Annotated in this window: 21 protein-coding genes; 13 read left to right on the forward strand and 8 right to left on the reverse strand. The window is 37.6% G+C overall.

From position 1 onward, the window contains the following. Positions 1-56 precede the first annotated feature (56 nt). On the reverse strand, positions 57-251 hold the full coding sequence (locus L2716_RS03885; protein ID WP_236331965.1) for a hypothetical protein: 195 nt from the start codon (positions 249-251) through the stop codon (positions 57-59). Positions 252-332: 81 nt separating this feature from the next. Between L2716_RS03885 and L2716_RS03890 the strand changes: the two genes are divergently transcribed. After that, on the forward strand, positions 333-734 hold the full coding sequence (locus tag L2716_RS03890) for an NUDIX hydrolase (protein WP_236331967.1): 402 nt from the start codon (positions 333-335) through the stop codon (positions 732-734). Here the strand turns inward: L2716_RS03890 and L2716_RS03895 are convergent. From L2716_RS03895 to L2716_RS03910, 4 genes are all read right to left on the reverse strand, one after another. After that, positions 731-1,621: a ClpXP adapter SpxH family protein gene (locus L2716_RS03895; protein ID WP_236337788.1), complete on the reverse strand. Its 891-nt coding sequence runs from the start codon at positions 1,619-1,621 to the stop codon at positions 731-733. The two genes, L2716_RS03890 and L2716_RS03895, sit on opposite strands and share 4 nt — an antisense overlap. Before the next feature lie 60 nt (positions 1,622-1,681). Next, on the reverse strand, positions 1,682-2,062 hold the full coding sequence (locus L2716_RS03900; protein WP_236331968.1) for a globin domain-containing protein: 381 nt from the start codon (positions 2,060-2,062) through the stop codon (positions 1,682-1,684). A gap of 316 nt (positions 2,063-2,378) precedes the next feature. Then, the gene (locus tag L2716_RS03905; RefSeq protein WP_329610098.1) at positions 2,379-2,969 is read right to left on the reverse strand and encodes a lytic transglycosylase domain-containing protein; all 591 of its coding nucleotides are present in this window, start codon (positions 2,967-2,969) and stop codon (positions 2,379-2,381) included. 427 nt (positions 2,970-3,396) lie between these two features. Beyond that, a complete protein-coding gene (locus L2716_RS03910) occupies positions 3,397-3,981 on the reverse strand; it encodes a CYTH domain-containing protein (RefSeq protein ID WP_236331972.1) in 585 nt (194 codons plus the stop codon). Between the two features lie 129 nt (positions 3,982-4,110). On the opposite strand from L2716_RS03910, the gene L2716_RS03915 reads away from it, so the two are divergent. Genes L2716_RS03915 through L2716_RS03930 form a run of 4 tightly spaced genes read left to right on the forward strand, consistent with a single transcriptional unit; the run spans position 4,111 to position 6,925 of the window. Next, positions 4,111-4,497, forward strand: coding sequence for a UPF0738 family protein (locus tag L2716_RS03915; protein ID WP_236331974.1), 387 nt, complete (start codon positions 4,111-4,113; stop codon positions 4,495-4,497). 60 nt (positions 4,498-4,557) lie between these two features. After that, on the forward strand, positions 4,558-5,184 hold the full coding sequence (gene yjbM / locus L2716_RS03920) for a GTP diphosphokinase (protein WP_236331976.1): 627 nt from the start codon (positions 4,558-4,560) through the stop codon (positions 5,182-5,184). Between the two features lie 34 nt (positions 5,185-5,218). Beyond that, positions 5,219-6,013 carry an NAD kinase gene (locus L2716_RS03925; protein WP_236331978.1) on the forward strand — a complete coding sequence of 265 codons (795 nt, stop codon included), beginning with the start codon at positions 5,219-5,221 and terminating at the stop codon, positions 6,011-6,013. Positions 6,014-6,037: 24 nt separating this feature from the next. Next, positions 6,038-6,925: an RluA family pseudouridine synthase gene (locus tag L2716_RS03930; protein ID WP_236331980.1), complete on the forward strand. Its 888-nt coding sequence runs from the start codon at positions 6,038-6,040 to the stop codon at positions 6,923-6,925. Between the two features lie 320 nt (positions 6,926-7,245). Here the strand turns inward: L2716_RS03930 and prpE are convergent, their stop codons facing one another. Both prpE and L2716_RS03940 read right to left on the reverse strand, forming a co-directional pair. Continuing rightward, positions 7,246-7,986 (reverse strand): bis(5'-nucleosyl)-tetraphosphatase PrpE, encoded by a 741-nt coding sequence (gene prpE / locus L2716_RS03935; RefSeq protein ID WP_236331982.1) that lies wholly within the window; start codon positions 7,984-7,986, stop codon positions 7,246-7,248. An 85-nt stretch (positions 7,987-8,071) separates the two neighbouring features. Then, positions 8,072-9,256 carry an FtsW/RodA/SpoVE family cell cycle protein gene (locus L2716_RS03940; RefSeq protein WP_236331984.1) on the reverse strand — a complete coding sequence of 395 codons (1,185 nt, stop codon included), beginning with the start codon at positions 9,254-9,256 and terminating at the stop codon, positions 8,072-8,074. A 193-nt stretch (positions 9,257-9,449) separates the two neighbouring features. On the opposite strand from L2716_RS03940, the gene mgtE reads away from it, so the two are divergent. After that, positions 9,450-10,802: a magnesium transporter gene (gene mgtE, locus L2716_RS03945; protein ID WP_236331986.1), complete on the forward strand. Its 1,353-nt coding sequence runs from the start codon at positions 9,450-9,452 to the stop codon at positions 10,800-10,802. Between the two features lie 39 nt (positions 10,803-10,841). Further along, the gene (locus tag L2716_RS03950) at positions 10,842-12,683 is read left to right on the forward strand and encodes a monovalent cation:proton antiporter family protein (protein WP_236331988.1); all 1,842 of its coding nucleotides are present in this window, start codon (positions 10,842-10,844) and stop codon (positions 12,681-12,683) included. A gap of 39 nt (positions 12,684-12,722) precedes the next feature. Here L2716_RS03950 and L2716_RS03955 read toward each other — a convergent pair whose 3' ends face one another. Beyond that, positions 12,723-13,514, reverse strand: coding sequence for a glycosyltransferase family 2 protein (locus L2716_RS03955; protein ID WP_236331990.1), 792 nt, complete (start codon positions 13,512-13,514; stop codon positions 12,723-12,725). Between the two features lie 258 nt (positions 13,515-13,772). Here L2716_RS03955 and fabI point away from each other — a divergent pair, with 258 nt between their 5' ends. The 6 genes from fabI to L2716_RS03985 all read left to right on the forward strand — a co-directional run bounded on the left by fabI (position 13,773) and on the right by L2716_RS03985 (position 18,613). Then, entirely contained in the window at positions 13,773-14,549 is a 777-nt protein-coding gene (gene fabI, locus L2716_RS03960; RefSeq protein ID WP_236331992.1) for an enoyl-ACP reductase FabI, read from the forward strand. A gap of 182 nt (positions 14,550-14,731) precedes the next feature. Next, positions 14,732-15,415: a PIG-L deacetylase family protein gene (locus L2716_RS03965; RefSeq protein WP_236331994.1), complete on the forward strand. Its 684-nt coding sequence runs from the start codon at positions 14,732-14,734 to the stop codon at positions 15,413-15,415. Between the two features lie 39 nt (positions 15,416-15,454). Next, the gene (locus L2716_RS03970) at positions 15,455-16,366 is read left to right on the forward strand and encodes an NAD-dependent epimerase/dehydratase family protein (protein WP_236337789.1); all 912 of its coding nucleotides are present in this window, start codon (positions 15,455-15,457) and stop codon (positions 16,364-16,366) included. A 15-nt stretch (positions 16,367-16,381) separates the two neighbouring features. Next, a complete protein-coding gene (locus tag L2716_RS03975) occupies positions 16,382-17,020 on the forward strand; it encodes a methyltransferase domain-containing protein (protein WP_236331996.1) in 639 nt (212 codons plus the stop codon). After that, positions 17,001-17,807, forward strand: coding sequence for a glycosyltransferase family 2 protein (locus L2716_RS03980; RefSeq protein ID WP_236331998.1), 807 nt, complete (start codon positions 17,001-17,003; stop codon positions 17,805-17,807). The genes L2716_RS03975 and L2716_RS03980 overlap by 20 nt, the downstream gene beginning before the upstream one ends. Beyond that, positions 17,804-18,613 (forward strand): glycosyltransferase family 2 protein, encoded by an 810-nt coding sequence (locus L2716_RS03985; RefSeq protein ID WP_236332000.1) that lies wholly within the window; start codon positions 17,804-17,806, stop codon positions 18,611-18,613. The genes L2716_RS03980 and L2716_RS03985 overlap by 4 nt, the downstream gene beginning before the upstream one ends. Positions 18,614-18,652: the final 39 nt, after the last annotated feature.

Raw genomic sequence — 18,652 nt, forward strand, 5'->3', positions numbered from 1 at the left:
GCTATAAGACAAGACCAAGCAATATGACTTGGTCTTGTCTTTGTTATTTCAAGCATTTAGATGCTTTTAAAACCTTTAAATTGGTTGCTTCGATTACGTGAATTAAAACGAGACAATAAGTAGAAGATTGACAAGAATAACAATGGAGTGGCGATGAACAAAGGGAACAGTTTCAAAAATCCGAATACAACTAATGTAAAACTCGTCAATACAGCTAACAATCCAATAATTGTTCCGATCCGGATAGGCATGTAATCAATCTCCTTTCATTCTTATTTTATGAATGTAAAGGGAAAACATGCCCTGCCAATTGGGTATATGGAGGAATAAGTATGAGAAATAGCAGTAGAGTAGCCCTTTTCCATAATAGAAGCATCGCTCTTATGAAAAGGTTTAATAATGGTGAGGAGTATTATGTCTTTCCAGGTGGTGGTATTGAGAATGACGAGGATCCTAAAGAGACAGCGATTAGAGAGGCAAAGGAAGAGTTAGGTGTCGAGATTAAAGTGAATGACCTCATACATGTAGAGCATTGGAATGGTCTTCATCACTTTTACACAGCACATATATTAGGTGGTGAATTTGGGACAGGACTAGGTGAAGAATTCTCAAGCTCAAAGAGGGGTCTCTATCAACCAATTTGGTATGAAATTGATTTACTTTCAGAGATTGACCTAAGACCAAAATCTATGTTAACCAAATTACAATCAATCAACAAAAACAGCCATCCTTAATCGGCTTGGCTGTTTTTGTTGTTGTATCTCCAGAAGGTACCGTGCTTAACAGGTACACGTTCTACGATTTGTTGTAATGTGAGCTTTTTCATTTGGCTTTCCACTTCGCGGGGTGAGAGATTATAGACTTCTGCAATTTCTTTAGTCGCTACAAATTGATACTTCTTTAAGAACTTCTCTAATGAAGGTGGTGCACACTTATCAGGTAAATCACCTATAAGCTCTTCAAGGATATGAACATACACTTCATATGAATACATACCGGTTATTTTAATACCTTCTTCTGACGTATCACTAAAGAAAACAAGAGAGGGTAGTTGGCTTACTTCCATTTCTTGAGTTGTTTTAACATCACATTGGAAGGCTTTGACCGCTGTATCCGAATGTAAATCTTTTTGAAATTCGTCTACGTCAAGTCCAGCAGACTTCGCGCAATCTGTAATTACATCAACTTTTGTAATGTTCTGCTTTTGTAGAAAAAGTACTTCACGTAATTTTCTCAAAAACCTCATACCGCTTGACTTTCCTTGTAGTTCAGCTGCCTTCACGGCAATAGATGCAACATAAGGTGTTTGAATCGGATCTTCATACCATACATCTCCATCACAGGACATACCTGATCTATTGGCAGTAATTTCCCATTTCTTCGCTACATCTTCTTTTGTGCAAATGCCGTTCTTCTTTTGAACAACTGAGTTCCAGTAATCAATGCGACCACCCATTAAATGTCTTAACCTGAAATGGTTTCCGTATTCAATTTGTAATTTTTTAATAACTGGTTCTAATCCCCAACATTCTGGACATAAGGGGTCTACAAAGGAATAAATTTCAACGGGTTTATTTTTATTAGGTGTTTCGATGTCACATCCTGATTCACATTCCATCATAGGGCTATAATCTGTCTGTCGATGATCTGTAGTCAATGGTTATTCTCCTTTCTCTCGCTCTTACTCAGGATTGTTAACCATGTGATGAGCCGTCATTGTTAAACGGCTATAAATTTGTTCTTTATAAGGACTTTCCATATTAATTTCTTCCATGGCTTGTTTCATACACGATAACCAAGCTTCGGCCCGTTTTCTAGTAATCGGGAAGGGAAGGTGTCTTGCTCTAAGCATCGGATGTCCGTGTTCTTCAGTATATAAGGGTGGACCTCCAAGAAATTGACTCAAAAATTGTTTCTGTTTTCGAATCGTTTCCGTCAAATCATCTGGAAAAATCGGTGCAAGATCCGGATGTGCTTGTACCCGATTATAAAAGGCTTCAACTAACTCTTCGACTGTATCTAACCCACCGATTGCTTCGAATGGTGTTTGATTATTATTCATTTAAGTAACCTACCTTATTTTGTTCCACGATAAAAAAAGTATAACTTCTTTGTATGGAGTGATCGACGTAAAGAAAAAAATTACGTACAAAGTAAAAGCGCAATTGGGACTTAACCTTTGCTTCAGGCTTATCCTATTCAATTTGAGCTTTACAAGAAGTTCATACTTATTTTAGCAATGCTGATCTCATTTCGGCAAACAATCTGATTGTAGAATTTGAAAATCATATAGGCATTGAGATTTCTACTTAAAGAATAAAGCGTAAAAATAGCTGACATCACTAGTAAAATAGTGTAAGTCAGCTTCAAATGTTTTATTAAGCTTGATAATAATTGTTCATCACTTTCTTAACATAATTGATGGTTTCACTAAATGGTGGAATTCCTTTGTACTTATCAACATTTCCTGGACCTGCATTATAAGCAGCCAAAGCGGTTTGCGTGTGACCATCATAACGATCGAGCATCTGTCGGATGTATTTTGCACCACCTAATATATTTTCTCGGGGGTTATAAGGGTTTCGCACACCTAAACCTTCCGCAGTCTTTGGCATCAACTGCATCAAACCGATCGCTCCTGCTGGACTTGTACTGAGTGGATTGAAGTTTGACTCTTGCTTGATCACGGATCTAATAAGTTTAGGGTCTAAATTGTAAATTTCTGCAGCTTCATTAATATATGAAGAATAGGATTGTTCTTTCGATACAACTCCTTCATTTTTCAACCCTTTATTAATAGCGGCTCCATTCAATAGTGGACGCTTTACATATGACTCCATGAGTGGCTTAGTTGTAGATGTATTCAACATATTTTGTAATTCGTTTTGGAATACTTGTCCCCAAATATCACTTTTTTGAGAGGGTGTATGTGCTCCAACACTAAATTGTCTAATTGATTGTAATTGCAAAAATGATTGAATCCAGTTACTGTTCACGATTATCCCTACCTTCTCTTGTACACTAATCATATCAAATAGAAGACCCATGCAATAGGGTATTTTTACATAATTTTCTTTTTGAACAACAAAATGGGGCTGTCCAGAAAGTCAGTGAAAACTGATCTTCTGGCAGCCCTTTGCTAATGATATTTCTTCCAAATTTACTCCCTTTCCGCGGGTGAACCGCAGGACAAGGAAAGCTTCGGCAGCGTTACATCGCACGAAGAAAATGCGAATTTCATTTTCGAGGAGTGTCGTAAATTCCGTTTAAATCAATTCATCAAGATGAACAGAACCTTAAAAAATAAGCACAAAAAAATCGTCCTACTTGGTCTTGTTTTATATTCGGTATTTATTAGACAGCAACTTGAGAGAATCGACCTTTAACTTCTTCTTGTCACGTATTGGACTTCTTGTAATCAAAGAATCTTTGAATTTTATTAGGCGTTTTCCTTTGTGGAATTGAAAATGTCTTAAGCAAATCATTGAACTCCATTTCGCCTTGTGTTCTTTCAGGCACCTCGAATTCTAGTTCATAGTCTTCTTTTCCCAAATACTTAGAATGGTCGAGAACTAAGAGACCCGATTTATAAGGATATTCTGACCGTTTTGTTTCTAAGGACCCGAGATACTCAATTGACAGCTTAGAAATACCATACTTACTTTCAATATGTTTAAGGATCTCACTAGAGGAGAACGCTTTTCCATCTATTAGTTGTAGAGCATTCTCTTTGGTTAATGATTCATGAGATTCTAATAGACCTTCTTCATAGGGTTCTTTAAGTGTTAACGTGTACGTATTACTTTTACGACGTATCCGTAAAGCACAGTGGTTTTGTTTCAAGTCAAAATTATTTGTATCAAAGTAATAATTTGTTTGGTTCTTAAATGAGTTTTCTGGAATCGAAAAGTGATGAATAAGTTGCGAGAATTCATCGTTTGTAACTAGATTCTTCAACTCTATTTCAATTTCTTGTTTCATATCAAACCACCTCTTAAAGGACTATTATTCGGTCATTATCTCATACTGGACTATACTCTACAATTATTATCAGGACGGAAAATATGATACACTTGTAGGTGGACATTAGATTTATTTAGGAGGACTAGGATGACTACAAGATTAGAAATTACATCATGTGAAGTGAAAGAAGACACTGTACAATTCAGCATTAATAGTGAATCACTAGCAAAGGACTTAGCGCTAGAACCATCTGGACAAGTTCTTGTAGACTCGGATTCCTTATCTTTCATTTATATACTAGAAACAGAAGATAGCTTTATTTATGTATCTATTCCAAAAGATTATTGGTCAGATATGAAGACTGTTCTAACAGATGGAAAAGATGCGGTGCTCCAACTATCTCACCATGGTTCAATTCCAATGGTTGGATTGAAGGATGAATTAGAGTATTTAATTCAAAATATTTCTGGTAATGCAAATTACGGAAGCGAAATGATGAATAGTGTAGAGGAAATTTTCCAACCTGTTAAATAGAAGAAGACTATTTTACATTATGTAGAAAGCTTCGGATTATCGAAATTCGGCGGTGGTTAAATGGACTGGAATGTACTTTTGAATCCGTATAAGCAGGCAGTTGAAGAGTTAAAGATTAAACTTAAAGGTGTTCGTGAGCAATGTTTAATTGAAAAGAAGCATTCACCGATCGAGTTTGTCACTGGAAGAGTTAAGCCGATAGCAAGTATCATCGACAAAAAGAAACGTAAAGGGATTTCATTGAACAATATAGAAACAGAAATTCAAGATATTGCGGGCATTAGAATTATGTGCCAGTTTGTAGATGATATTTATGCGGTTATTCATTTGCTTAAGCAACGAAAAGATCTCAAGATTGTTGAGGAACGTGATTATATAAACCATAAGAAACCAAGTGGGTACCGTTCTTTTCATGTAGTGGTCTCCTATCCACTTCAAGTCGGTGAAGGGGAGAAAGATTTACTTGTCGAGATACAAATTCGTACTCTTGCAATGAATTTCTGGGCGACAATTGAGCACTCTCTAAATTATAAGTACTCTGGCGCAATCCCAAAAAATATCGAAAGTCGGCTGGAAAGAGCTGCTGAAGCAGCATTTCGGTTAGATGAAGAAATGTCTCTCATTAAAGGGGAAATCCAAGAAGCACAGAAGATATTTGAACAGAAAGAGAAACGAGAGCATACATAAATGGTGGAAAATGAATGTAAAGGTGCGATAATCGATGAATTTCTCTATTATTTCAAAGGGTGATGAAACATCCGAAAAGCTTAAAAAAAGAATTAAATCGTATTTAATTGACTTTGATTTGGATTTTAATGAAAAAGAGCCGGACATTGTCATCTCTATCGGTGGAGACGGAACGCTTCTTCATGCTTTCCATCATTACATTGATCGAGTAGATCAAACAGCTTTTGTTGGGGTACATACTGGACATTTAGGATTCTATGCGGATTGGACACCTGATGAGGTAGAGAAGCTCGTTATTCATATTGCGAAAACGCCATTTCAAATCGTGGAGTATCCTTTGCTTGAAGTGACAGTAAGGTACTTAAATGAAGACACGGAAAGCCGATATCTCGCGATGAATGAGTGTACAGTTAAAAGTGTCGAGGGGTCTCTCGTCATGAATGTTGAGATAAAGGGAGAGGACTTTGAAACCTTCAGAGGCGATGGGTTGTGCATTTCAACTCCGTCTGGAAGTACTGCTTATAACAAAGCGCTTGGCGGGGCTATTATTCACCCATCACTTCCTTCTATCCAGCTTTCGGAGATGGCTTCAATTAACAATCGTGTATTCCGTACTGTAGGCTCTCCACTTGTATTACCACAGCATCATACTTGTTTACTAAAACCGGTCAACGATGTAGATTTTCATATTACGATTGACCACCTGTTCCTATTACACGAAAAAGTAAAATCGATTCAATGTAGAGTTGCTGAAGAAAAAGTGAGGTTTGCAAGGTTCAGACCGTTCCCGTTCTGGAAACGTGTAAGAGAATCATTTGTTAAAGAATAGTGGAAACGAGTGTAGAGGTTAGCTATGGACCAATTGAAATTTGTTTGGACAATTGCTCAAAAAGATGATGGCAAAACATTAAGGACATTTCTTCTGAAGGATAAAATGGTTTCTCGTCAAGCACTTACCGATATTAAGAATAAAGGTGGTGCTTTGATGGTGAATGATGAATTGGTTACTGTTCGTCATAAGCTTCAGCCGGGTGAGATTGTAACAGTGTGTTTCCCTAAAGAAGAAGTAAGTGAATATATGGAGCCTATAGCGTTGCCTCTTGATATCGTATATGAGGATGATCATTTCTTAGCGATTAACAAGGTGTCGGATTTACCTACTATACCTTCACGGTTTGGAAGTACAGAATCTCTTGCACAAGGGGTTCTTCATTACTATCAAACGAGGGGGATCTCTTCTACGATTCATGCTGTAAACCGTTTAGACCGGAATACGACGGGGATTGTCTTGTTTGCAAAGCATCGCTATGGGCATTCCTTAATGTCGAAACAGCTCCAAGCAGGGACGATTGATAAGGGGTATTTAGCACTATGCCACGGCATACCATCGGTCCAACAAGGCGTAATAGAGGAACCGATTGGTAGAAAAGAAGGAAGCATAATTGAGCGTTGTGTTACCGGTGAAGGACAATATTCCAAAACATTATTTGAAGTGATCGAGAGGTTTGATGATTACTCGTTAGTTAAGTTGAAGCTTGAAACAGGCCGTACTCATCAAATTCGGGTTCACATGGCGTTTAAAGGTTATCCTTTACTTGGGGATGACCTTTACGGAGGGAATCATCAAATGATCGATAGGCAAGCGCTTCATAGCACTTCATTAACCTTTCATCACCCTTTTACTGAAATGATTGTAGAAATTGAAGCGCCGTTACCAAAAGATATGAAAAGGTTAATATAAGTTAACGTTCTAAGGAACGGAAAAGGGACTGTCTGATAAGTCCAGATCGTCTATCCATGTTAAATACTAATGTTGATAATCAGATGAAATCCACGACACTCCTTCGGGAATAGCGAGTCAGGCAAGACCCGCAGCGAATGCACGTCATAGAACGGACATCCCTGCATAAATGAGCTAGGAGGCTTGCGGTTCGCCCGGGGAAAGGGAGTGGATTTCAAGGATATCAAGATAACATTTTCAAAACCAATATGAAAAAGGGCTGTCAGAAATTCAGTTATCACTGACTTTCTGGACAGCCTCTTCTATTGCTCTCCACATAATTAATCATCGAATGGACGGAATTTCTCATTAACATAAGGCATAGTAGATGGTACTGACACAGTGGTGTTTTCAGGATATTGATAAGCAGTTAGAGAACCTCCAAACACACACCCTGTATCAATGTTGATTGTGTTACCAACTCTTCTTGGTTCTTTTACAGGCGTATGTCCATAAACGATAATCGATTCACCACCGTATTGTTTTGCCCAATCTCTTCGTATAGGCATGCCGTTATCATGATATTCTCCTGTTATGTCACCATATAACACAAACGTGCGTACTCGCTTGTGAGAATGACCGATTAAATCATCTCGAATACCTGCATGTGCAACAATTAGGCGGTCCTGATCTAAACGTAAATAAAGTGGGGCATTTTCAAACAACCATTTGAATTTTGTTGAGATCTCTGATTGTTCTTGATCATTAAGTTGTTCATACTCTTCAACGGTTGTTTCTAGTCCATGCCGTATTTGAACATTTCTACCGAGAAAATATCGATAAAGCTTATCACAATGATTACCTGGGGAGTATTTTGCCATGCCTTGCTCAATTAGTAAATGTACAAGCTCAATTACTTTCAACGATTCAGGACCACGATCGGTCAGATCTCCCAAGAATACCAAGCTCCTACCATCTGGGTGGTATGTATCATTCCTACTCACTTGATAACCGAGTTTCTCTATCAGTGTGGTCAATTCTTGATAGCATCCATGTATATCTCCGATTACATCATATTTCATTTGCTCACCTCTAGCTAAAGATCCGAGTAAATCAGTATATTTAAAATAACAAATGTAAAAAGAAAAAGCACCCTTTTGGATGCTTTTAATCAAACATATAATTTCTTGTCCTTGATCGTACATTCAATACGAGACCAATGGCAATCATACTTGCTAATATCGAGCTTCCACCATAGCTGATGAAAGGGAGTGGGATGCCTGTGATAGGTAGTAAACCAATTGTCATACCAATATTTTGAAACACTTGGAATGTAATCATCCCGATGACACCTGCACAAAGGTAGCTCCCAAATGGATCATTACTTTCGAGCGCGGTATGAATAATCCGATAGACCAATAAGAAGAAGAGTGAAATCACAAAGCTCGTTCCCATAAAACCGAATTCTTCACCGATGACAGAAAAGATAAAGTCAGTTTGAGCTTCTGGAAAATAGACATTCCCTTCAGCAAACCCTTTTCCGTATAACTGCCCTGATCCAATCGCGAGTAGTGACTTTACGAGCTGGAAACCGAAACCTTGTTCAAATTCATAAGGTTGAAGCCATCCATAGAATCGATTTAATTGATAACTCGCTAAGATGTGTTCAAGGAAAAATTCCGGAAAATAAATATAGATCATAACTAATCCAGTAATGAACAAAGTAAATAATAAAGTCAATAAGAGGATAATACGCCAACGGATGCCAGAAACTAAAATTAAGCTTGCTATGATCGCAATGAAAACCAATGTCGTACCTAAGTCGGGTTGTGACATGACTAGGAATACAGGTGGGATCGATACAAGCATGACTTTTCCTAGCAAAAGAAGATCATCTTTTAGTAATCTATCCTTATAAGTGTCATTGTGAATCGTTATGACGTTCGAAATGGTAATAATGAGCGCGACCTTCATCAATTCGGATGGTTGAAAAGCAATCCCGCCATAACGGTACCAACTCATCGCACCATTAATTGATGGGACGATTGCGTCAGGTGTGCCAGCATTTGGATCAACCATTGGAATGACAACAATACCAAGTAGAAGGAAAATGCCAAATCCATATATGTACCACGAAAGCTTAAGGAATTGGTCAAAATCTAGGATCATAACAAAAGCAATGGCTGTAAATCCAACCGAATACCAAACGAGTTGTTTAACAACGAAATTTCCTTCATACTGTCCTACAGCACTATAAATGGCTATGCAGCTGGAACAGATTAAGAGAAATAAGATAAAAAGTAAGTTATAATCAATTTGTTGAAAAGGGGTTTCTCTATCTGTATTTGTCATATATTTTACCTTCCTTACTTACGAGTTCATTCAAAATCATAACATCTTTTCTCATATTGAACTACGTATACTTTGAAAAAACGTGTATTTTATGGGTTGGAAAATTTATAATTCTTCTATAGGATTAGGCTTGGATATCATTTCAGTACGATGTAATGGATATTGATATACCCTTTAAAGGGGGAGAGAACCGGTGGAACATGCAAACGAAATTGAGTTTCATGAAGTTATTGATGCGTTAAATAGAGAAGATATCGATTTTTTTAGAGAACATTTCTTAGATCTACATCCTTATGATCAAACAAGGCTTTTTACATTTGTTGATCAATCTCAGCGTAATAAAATCTACAGCTATCTATCGCCAGAAGAGATGGCGGAAATCTTTGAGAAAATTGAAATAGAAGATACGAACGAATATTTATCAGAAATGCAGCCCTTCTATGCGGCTGAAATGCTTGGTGAAATGTACGCCGATGACGCGGTGGATGTGTTAAATGACTTAGAGGCTGAACAGTTAGCAAGTTACTTGACCATCATGGATGATGAAGCAGCGAAAGAAATTAAAGAGTTGCTTCATTATGAAGAGAAAACAGCTGGAAGTATCATGACGACTGAATTTGTATCCATTCGTGCTCACCAAACGGTTACTGAAGCGATGCAAATTCTACGTAAGGAAGCACCCGATGCAGAAACGATTTATTACATTTTTGTCATAGATGAAATCAAAAAGCTCGTAGGGGTCATCTCACTAAGAGACTTAATTATTGCAGAAGAAGAAACCCTCGTTTCAGATGTAATGAATGACAGGGTAGTTTCTATATCAGTAGGTGAGGACCAGGAAGAAGCAGCTAGGATGATGAAGGACTATGACTTCCTTGCACTCCCTGTTGTAGATTTCCAGAATCATTTACTTGGAATTATTACTGTGGATGATATTGTTGATGTTATAGATGAAGAAGCATCTGAAGACTACTCGAAGCTTGCTGCAGTTTCAGATATGGATACAGTTGACCGAAATCCCATGCAAGCGGCTAAAAGAAGGCTGCCTTGGTTGATTATCCTCCTATTCCTAGGTACGATTACGGCAAGCTTAATCGGTCAATTTGAAAACACATTGAACCAAGTCGCTATATTAGCGGTATTTATACCATTAATAGCGGGGATGGCTGGTAACACAGGTACACAGGCTTTAGCAGTTGCAGTAAGAGGTATTGCAACAGGTGAAACGGACAAGCAAAATATAAAGAGTTTAATTTTAAGAGAAGCAGGGACGGGTGTCATAACTGGAACTACGTGTGGAATCGTCATTACGTTTATTGTTTACTTATGGCAAAGTTCGATTTATCTAGGATTATTAGTAGGAATCTCTATTTTATTTACGTTAATTGTTGCAACACTTGCTGGTGCGCTCATTCCATTATTCATGCACAAGATGAATATTGATCCAGCTGTTGCTTCAGGTCCCTTCATTACCACAATAAACGATATTATCAGTGTTTTAATTTACTTTGGAATGGCAACAGCTTTAATGAGCTACTTAACTTAAGACTTTCCCAAAGACTTCATTAACTTAAAGGAGGTCGTTATGGAAGAGACTCATTCCTTTATGTCACTTCTAATTGTGGTCCTCGTAGCTTTCCTTACACCTATTCTATTAAACAAGCTACGAATAAAGGTCCTTCCGATTATTGTCGCTGAAATTATTGCAGGATTGATTATCGGGAAAACTGGATTTGACATAGTAGAAGCAGACTCTTTATTAGAAACACTTTCGACACTAGGATTTATTTATCTATTATTCTTAAGTGGTCTAGAAATTGATTTTTCAATCTTCTCTTCAAAATCGAAGAAAGCGAATCAAAATGAACCGAATGGCATTATGCTACCGATTATTATATTTGGAATAATGTTTGGGTTCTCGTACGGTGTATCATGGCTATTTGTTTTCACAGGTTTCATTGATAATGCGTTCTTAATGTCATTAATCATCGCTACGATCTCATTGGGTATCGTAGTCCCAACATTGAAAGATTCGGGCATTATTAAATCAGGACTTGGCCAAACGATATTGCTAATCACTGTCATTGCTGATTTAGCCACGATGATCTTGTTAGGTGTATTTGTATCTATCTATTCACCAGAAGGAAAAAATACGTGGTTGTTGCTACTCTTGTTTGTAGCTGGTGTCATTTTGTATGTGATAGGGAAATACTTTAGGAATCGTTCAAGCTTCCAAAGCTTATCAAGCGGCACAATACAAATAGATACGAGAGCCGTATTTACACTCATCATTGTTCTCGTCGCACTTTCGCAAAAGGTTGGGGCAGAGAGTATTTTAGGAGCTTTCCTAGCAGGGGCACTTGTCTCTTTATTATCTCCTAATCCTACGATGGTGCATAAATTAGATTCATTTGGCTACGGATTTCTTATTCCGATTTTCTTTGTCATGATTGGTGTTAAAATCAATTTGTGGGAATTGTTTGCTGATTCGCAGGTGCTCTTACTAATGCCATTCTTACTCATAGCGTTTATGTTCGTGAAAGTCATCCCAGTCTTATGGTTGAAGAAATGGTATAACATGAAAGTTGTAATGAGTATAGGTATACTCCTTTCTTCTAAGCTAACGCTTGTGATTGCTGCTGCTGAAATTGGTGAGAAAATGAATATGGTTGATTCACGAATGTCTTCAGCTATCATTTTAGTCGGTGTAATTAGTAGTATTATAGGACCCATATTCTTTAAGAAGATGTTTCCAAAGAAAACCGTATCGGAAAAGAAAACAATGGCGATTATAGGAGCCAATAGCATTACATTACCATTATCCAAGAAAATGAATGAACAGTATCACGTCTCTTTATATCATTTAAAATCTAACAAGGTAGATCAATATTATTCAGAAGATCATTCTAATGAATTTGATGTCCATGTTATTGATGAATTCAGCAGTGGAACATTGCAGAAACATAAAGTATTCGAAGTAGACATATTACTCGTAGCGACACATGATGATGACATTAACACTGAAATCGCATTGGCAGCTAAAGAGAATGATGTGAACCGGATTATTGCTAGGATAGAGAACCCTGATAAGGCGAGTGCTTTAAAAGAAGAAAGTGTAGAAGTCTTTTCAAAGTTCACATCAACAATAATGCTGCTTGAGGCAATGATTAAATCACCTCATGTAATGAAGTTGTTCGCGAGTCAAGATCATGCACTATCTGAAATTGTTGTCCAAAATGGAGCACATACTGGAAAGCCAATTAAACGAATGGAATTTTTAGGTGATACGATTATTGCACGGATTTTCCGTGATAATGAATCCATCGTCCCTCACGGCGATACTGTATTGAAACTAGGTGATCGATTGATTGTAACCGGGAGCAAAGAATCTGTCGATCGTTTGAAATCACGTATATATGCTGGTTAATACAATGCCTTATTAGAGTGATGAACTCTAATAAGGTATTTATTTTGGAATTAAATCCTTAACAAGCTTATAACCATCACCTGTCATCATGAAAATCGGTTCATATTTGTTCCCCCAACGAACTAAAGCGTCTCTAACAATCCATTCTACGATATCGGCATACAGCTCTCTTTTGTTGGTTGAATTAGTATCATGTAGACGATAATTGTATATGACTTTGTCAATCCAGTGATATTTGTACTTCTCAATTAATAAGAGGAACATTCTCAAATCCTCAGCATGTCTCCCGTTATACGGATCATCAATAGGCCAACCACCAAATTCAAGTATATGTTCAGTTTTATAGAATTTCTGCCAAGGAAACAAATTAGCTTTTAGGATCTCATAACGACTAGCAAATGATTTACCCCAATCAGGATTGCGTACAATGTGTGAACGTGAAAAGTTTCTATTTTCATTAAAAACTTTCACATTACCAATGATCAGTGCGACTTCTTCAGAAACAGTTTTAGTCTCCTTCAATAACAATTCTAGACTGTTTTCACAAAGCCAATCATCACTATCTAGCATCAAAAAAAAGTCAGTATTGATTTTACGAATGGCAATATTCATACTTTGAGATTGACCTACATTCTTCTGATTATGAATAACTTGAACGCGCGGGTCTTTCAAGTAATCGGAAATTAACAATAAGCTATCATCCGTAGAAGCATCATTGACAATTATTAATTCCCAGTTTTGGTGTGACTGATTGAAAACACTTTCGACCGCTTCTTTTAAATAATTACCCGGGTTGTATGAAGGTATAACCACGGTCACCATATCTTTCATTAACACCAACACCCTTCACTTTTTTGGTGTTTTATACAATTGTAGTTTCAACAGGCGTTCAATTACTTTATGATCAACTGTCGTCAATACAATATATGTAAAGGAAGATGTATAATCACTTAACTATTTCTCCCATATATTTTATGAAATAGAAATAGATCCCGGAGATTATTTTTGATTAAAGGAAATTCGTGATATACTCAAATTAAGACTAGGTCATAAGAACAAATCATATACGATCAATAGGAGGATGAACGAATGAATCTTTCATTAGAAAACCGTACATATGTAATTATGGGCGTTGCGAACAAACGAAGTATTGCCTGGGGGATTGCACGATCTTTAAGTAATGCTGGTGCACGTCTTGTTTTCACTTATGCAGGTGAACGTTTCGAGAAAAATGTTAGAGATTTGGCAGAATCCTTAGAAAGAAGTGATTCGTTAGTCATCCCTTGTGATGTCACGGATGATGAACAAATTAAAGAAGCTTTTGGTCGAATTAAAGAAGAAGTTGGAGTGATCCACGGTGTCGCTCACTGTATCGCTTTCGCTAATGTGGAAGAATTGAAAGGTGAATACTTAAACACAACGCGAGATGGATTCTTATTAGCACATAATATCAGCTCCTACTCGTTAACGGCTGTAGCGAAGGAAGCACGTCAGTTAATGACAGAAGGTGGAAGTATCATGACAATGACGTATCTCGGAGGAGAACGTGTTGTGAATAACTATAACGTGATGGGTGTTGCGAAGGCATCCCTTGATGCGAGTATGAAATATCTTGCGAATGATTTGGGCAAAGATGGCATCCGAGTAAATGCAATTTCTGCAGGTCCTATTCGTACATTAGCTGCAAAAGGTGTCGGAGATTTCAACAGCATCTTAAAAGACATCGAGGAAAGAGCGCCACTTCGTCGCACGACAACAACAGAAGAGGTGGGAGATACTGCACTCTTCTTGATGAGTGATTTATCTAGGGGATTGACAGGAGAGATGCTTCATATCGATAGTGGTTTCCATATCTTAGGGAGATAAAAGTAATAATAAGTTTGTAAAAGCATCCAGTAGGATGCTTTTTTTGGTTTGAGGGCTTTTTTACATATCATTGCGCTCCTATTTGGGCATTATATTTTATCTTACGCAAGCAAAAAGCCTATACAGATAGTTAAATGCGGAATAGAGTAAATTATCATGACATTGTCAGGGGGGTGTTTGTATTGCTTGAACAAGGAGAAGAACGGTTATTAGTAATCGCCCCACACGCGGATGATGAGGTACTTGGTTGTGGTGGACTCATTGAAAAGGCATGTAGATTTGGTAATGATGTGAAAGTCATTATCGGATCAGTTGGAGATATTGCATTTCGCCATAAAGAAAACGGGGTTATTGGAGCGGAGACTAGGAAAAAGGAACTTGAAGAGGCATTATACTACCTAGGGTGCCACGATTATGACATTATGTTCAAAGACAAGGAAAGTGCGATGGATACAATCCCAAGAAATCAGATTGTAACAAAATTGGATGATGTAATTACTTGTTTTGAACCGACCATGGCTCTGATTCCTTACCCTAGTTACCATCAAGATCACCAAGTATTGTTCAATGCCTCCATGGCCAGTTTAAGGCCAGAACCGAAGAAAAGACCTAGATTAATTGCTATGTACGAGTATCCGCTTATTGTATGGCAATACCCAAAGGTCAATGATGTTGGGGAACTTTATCTAGATATCACTGATTCCATTGATAAGAAAATAGAAGCATTTTGTAAACATAAATCCCAGATCCGTTCCAGTGACTATTTGCTATCTCCTGAAAAAATCAAGAAATGGGCTGAAACGAGAGGAATGGAAGTTGGGGTTCAATATGCAGAGAAATATCATCTCTTACGTGCACTCCTTTAATAAAGATGAAAGAACAGAAGAGGGATTCAATTGAAAGTGATGATCACGGGTGGTTGTGGATTCATCGGGTCACACCTTACCGAGTATTTTATCAAGATGAATTATTCAGTAATCGTAATAGACAATTTACGATCAGGCAATTTCAAGATAAAGGCACCAAATGTGAAATATTATGAAATTGATTATCGCTCAAAAAAGGTGGATCAAGTCTTTAAATTGGAAGCACCTGATTATGTGATCCATCTAGCTGCGCAAATTGATGTAAAAAGCTCCAATGATGATCCATTGTACGATGCTAATATGAATATTATTGGAACGATTAATCTTCTTCAATTATGTAAAATCCATAATGTTAAGCGGTTTGTATTTGCGTCAACTTCGGCTGTATATGGGAATCAAGGGCAAGGTCCTGTTAATGAAACAGCTAAACTACAACCGATATCGTTCTATGGTGTTTCTAAGCTTTCTTCTGAACTTTACATTCAACAATTCAGTCATCAATTCTCTCTTCCTTACACAATTTTCAGATATTCCAATGTATATGGACCACGTCAGCGTTCTGATAACGAAGGTGGTGTCATTCCAATTTTCGTTAAAAATCTGAATAAAGGTATCCACCCCATCATTTTCGGAGATGGTTCCCAAACTAGAGATTTCATCCATGTTCATGATGTCGCTCATGCAAATTATTTAGCTTTACAGAGTGAAGAAAACACAATTATGAATATCAGTAGCAATCATTCCACATCAATTACGGACCTATATGAAATCATTTCAAAGATATGTGATGAACCTGTAGAACCCATATATGAGATACAACGTAGCGGAGATATTTTATTCAGTCAGTTAGACAATATCAAAGCTTTTGAAAAATTAGGATGGAGACCACAAAAGTCACTGGAAGAAGGAATTATTGAAATGAGTAAGTACGTGAAATCAATAGGTGGTTAGCAAGGAGGACGCAATATGAAATCTTATCCGAATCGGCCTGTAAGTAGGAGTTTCGGTTTTGACAGAGGTCAGCCGGTAGACCGATATTTTATTGATCAATTTCTAGAGAAAAACAAGGTCCATATTACAGGGGAATTACTAGAAATAGGGGATGCCTCCTATTCAAAGAAATTTGGTCGGGATGTAGAATCATTTGATGTGTTAGACATCAAAGAACATGAAGAGGTAACGTTAATAGGGAACTTAGAAACGGGAGAAAATTTGCCATCAAACAGATTTGATTGTTTTATTCTAACGCAGGTGATCCATCTTCTATACGATCTTAAGGGTGCATCAGAAATGGCGATGGACGTTTTAAAGCCTGGGGGCACTTTGCTCGTTACGGTTCCCGGAATAAGTCAGAGTTGTAAAACGAAAACATATGGAGATTATTGGCGGTTTACGAATATGTCTTTGAAACGGTTATTCCAAGATTTAGAGGTTGTAGAAAGTGTTGATGTGAGCAGTTATGGAAATTTGCCGACTGCACAAGCATTTCTTGAAGGAAGAGCTTCTCATGAATTGAACCGAAGTGCCTTTTCATTTCATGACCCTCATTATGAAGTGATTATGGGAGCGGTCATCAAAAAGTCGGATGAAATACATGGGTCCTAGTAAAGTGACGGTTCTGACAGCTTCGTACAATCCAGGACACTACTTAAAGGAAGCAGTGGAATCTGTCCGTAATCAAACGTATGAGCATTGGAGGCATGTAATTGTTGATGATGCTTCAACTGACTCAAGTCTTAAAATAATTCAGGAACATTTGAATGACCCACGGGTGACACTCGTAAAGAATGCTACGAATTTAGGACAATCAAAAACACAAAACAAGGGACTTGCCGTGATCGACACACCTTATACTCTCATGTTGGATAGCGATGACTTGCTTGTTCATGACGCAATTGAATGCTTACTTACAGAAAGCGAAAAAGTGGCTGATGAAGTTGCTCTCATTTGTGGCAAGAAGGAGGTTTTCTATTATTTTGATCATAAAGTTCTTGGGAAATATGTAGATCATAATGAACTTCAATACAGTGATCGTTATTCGTTTTTGTTAGAAAATTATGTGCCTTACCCTAGATTTTATAGGACTGATGCTTTAAAGGCTGTTGGGGGCTGGCCAACAGATGATCCTTACGAAGGTAGGTATTTGGAAGATCGAAGAATGGACTTACGACTCTTAGAAAAATATTCATTCCACTGGATGGATCGTTTACTATATCGTTACCGTAAACATGAATCGACACTGACTTCTAAATTTGATGTGATGAATGAGATGATTGAATGGAACGTACGGGATGCATTAAGACGTTGGGGAGATCATTATGATCCGATTTTTAGTATGAAAAACGGGTGGAAAGTCCTTGATAAGCTTGTAGAAAAAGGTGAGAAGGAATGAAGGCATTAGTTACGGTACTGACTCCTTTCTATAATCCAGGAAAACGATTTCTTAAAGAAGCGCTTGATAGTGTGTTTTCTCAAACGTTTACAAGATGGAAATTAATACTTGTAGATGATGCGTCAACGGATGATTCCATAATGGGCATTCGAGATTATCTGGATGATCCTAGGGTTTCATTGATTAAAAATCGTGAAAATCTAGGTCAATCCAAATCACAGAATATAGGTTTAGATGAGATCGATACACCATACATCGTAAAGTTGGATAGTGATGATTGGTTTTTCCCGCATACAATAGAGGTTCTATTAAAAGAGATGGAGAGCGCTTCTGAAGATGTGGCGTTAATTTGGGGAAATAAAACGGATGTTTACGAAGATCGTGACGGGAACACTTGTCTGACAGTCCCTAGGTACGGAGGAGCATCATACGAAGATAAATATGAATTCATTTTATCGAATGATGTGCCTTTCCCGAGATTCTATCGGACGGCAGCTCTAAAGTCGGTAGGCGGTTGGCCTACTGATGATCCTTGGGAAGGAAGAGTGATGGAAGATCGGCGAATCGACATTCGATTGATTGAAAACTATAAAATTCATTGGATTGATGAAATGCTATACAACTACAGGCAACACCCATTCAATGCGACGAAGAAATTGGACCTATATAATGAAGTCTTCGAATGGCACATTTATGACACGTTGGTAAGGTGGGGGAACGAATACCGACCGAAATTCAAATATCGATGTGGCTGGAAACAATTAGCTGAACTTATTCCTAATAAAGGTAAAAATTTATTCGATTAAACATATAATTGTGTAAAACGGTCATTGGAGAGGATTGTT

Origin of the sequence: Pseudalkalibacillus berkeleyi (assembly GCF_021608225.1) — a bacterium.
GTDB classification, from domain to species: Bacteria; Bacillota; Bacilli; order Bacillales; family Fictibacillaceae; genus Pseudalkalibacillus; species Pseudalkalibacillus berkeleyi.

Excerpts from the sequence above, each read along its gene's own strand:
- L2716_RS03975 (WP_236331996.1), top strand. The coding sequence starts at position 16,382 with ATGAAATCTTATCCGAATCGGCCTGTAAGTAGGAGTTTCGGTTTTGAC.
- L2716_RS03980 (WP_236331998.1), top strand. The coding sequence starts at position 17,001 with ATGAAATACATGGGTCCTAGTAAAGTGACGGTTCTGACAGCTTCGTAC.
- fabI (WP_236331992.1), top strand. The coding sequence starts at position 13,773 with ATGAATCTTTCATTAGAAAACCGTACATATGTAATTATGGGCGTTGCG.
- prpE (WP_236331982.1), bottom strand. The coding sequence starts at position 7,986 with ATGAAATATGATGTAATCGGAGATATACATGGATGCTATCAAGAATTG.
- L2716_RS03885 (WP_236331965.1), bottom strand. The coding sequence starts at position 251 with ATGCCTATCCGGATCGGAACAATTATTGGATTGTTAGCTGTATTGACG.
- L2716_RS03915 (WP_236331974.1), top strand. The coding sequence starts at position 4,111 with ATGACTACAAGATTAGAAATTACATCATGTGAAGTGAAAGAAGACACT.
- L2716_RS03900 (WP_236331968.1), bottom strand. The coding sequence starts at position 2,062 with ATGAATAATAATCAAACACCATTCGAAGCAATCGGTGGGTTAGATACA.
- L2716_RS03910 (WP_236331972.1), bottom strand. The coding sequence starts at position 3,981 with ATGAAACAAGAAATTGAAATAGAGTTGAAGAATCTAGTTACAAACGAT.
- L2716_RS03985 (WP_236332000.1), top strand. The coding sequence starts at position 17,804 with ATGAAGGCATTAGTTACGGTACTGACTCCTTTCTATAATCCAGGAAAA.
- L2716_RS03940 (WP_236331984.1), bottom strand. The coding sequence starts at position 9,256 with ATGACAAATACAGATAGAGAAACCCCTTTTCAACAAATTGATTATAAC.
- yjbM (WP_236331976.1), top strand. The coding sequence starts at position 4,558 with ATGGACTGGAATGTACTTTTGAATCCGTATAAGCAGGCAGTTGAAGAG.
- L2716_RS03925 (WP_236331978.1), top strand. The coding sequence starts at position 5,219 with ATGAATTTCTCTATTATTTCAAAGGGTGATGAAACATCCGAAAAGCTT.
- L2716_RS03955 (WP_236331990.1), bottom strand. The coding sequence starts at position 13,514 with ATGAAAGATATGGTGACCGTGGTTATACCTTCATACAACCCGGGTAAT.
- L2716_RS03950 (WP_236331988.1), top strand. The coding sequence starts at position 10,842 with ATGGAAGAGACTCATTCCTTTATGTCACTTCTAATTGTGGTCCTCGTA.
- L2716_RS03895 (WP_236337788.1), bottom strand. The coding sequence starts at position 1,621 with ATGATGGAATGTGAATCAGGATGTGACATCGAAACACCTAATAAAAAT.
- L2716_RS03970 (WP_236337789.1), top strand. The coding sequence starts at position 15,455 with ATGATCACGGGTGGTTGTGGATTCATCGGGTCACACCTTACCGAGTAT.
- L2716_RS03930 (WP_236331980.1), top strand. The coding sequence starts at position 6,038 with ATGGACCAATTGAAATTTGTTTGGACAATTGCTCAAAAAGATGATGGC.
- L2716_RS03890 (WP_236331967.1), top strand. The coding sequence starts at position 333 with ATGAGAAATAGCAGTAGAGTAGCCCTTTTCCATAATAGAAGCATCGCT.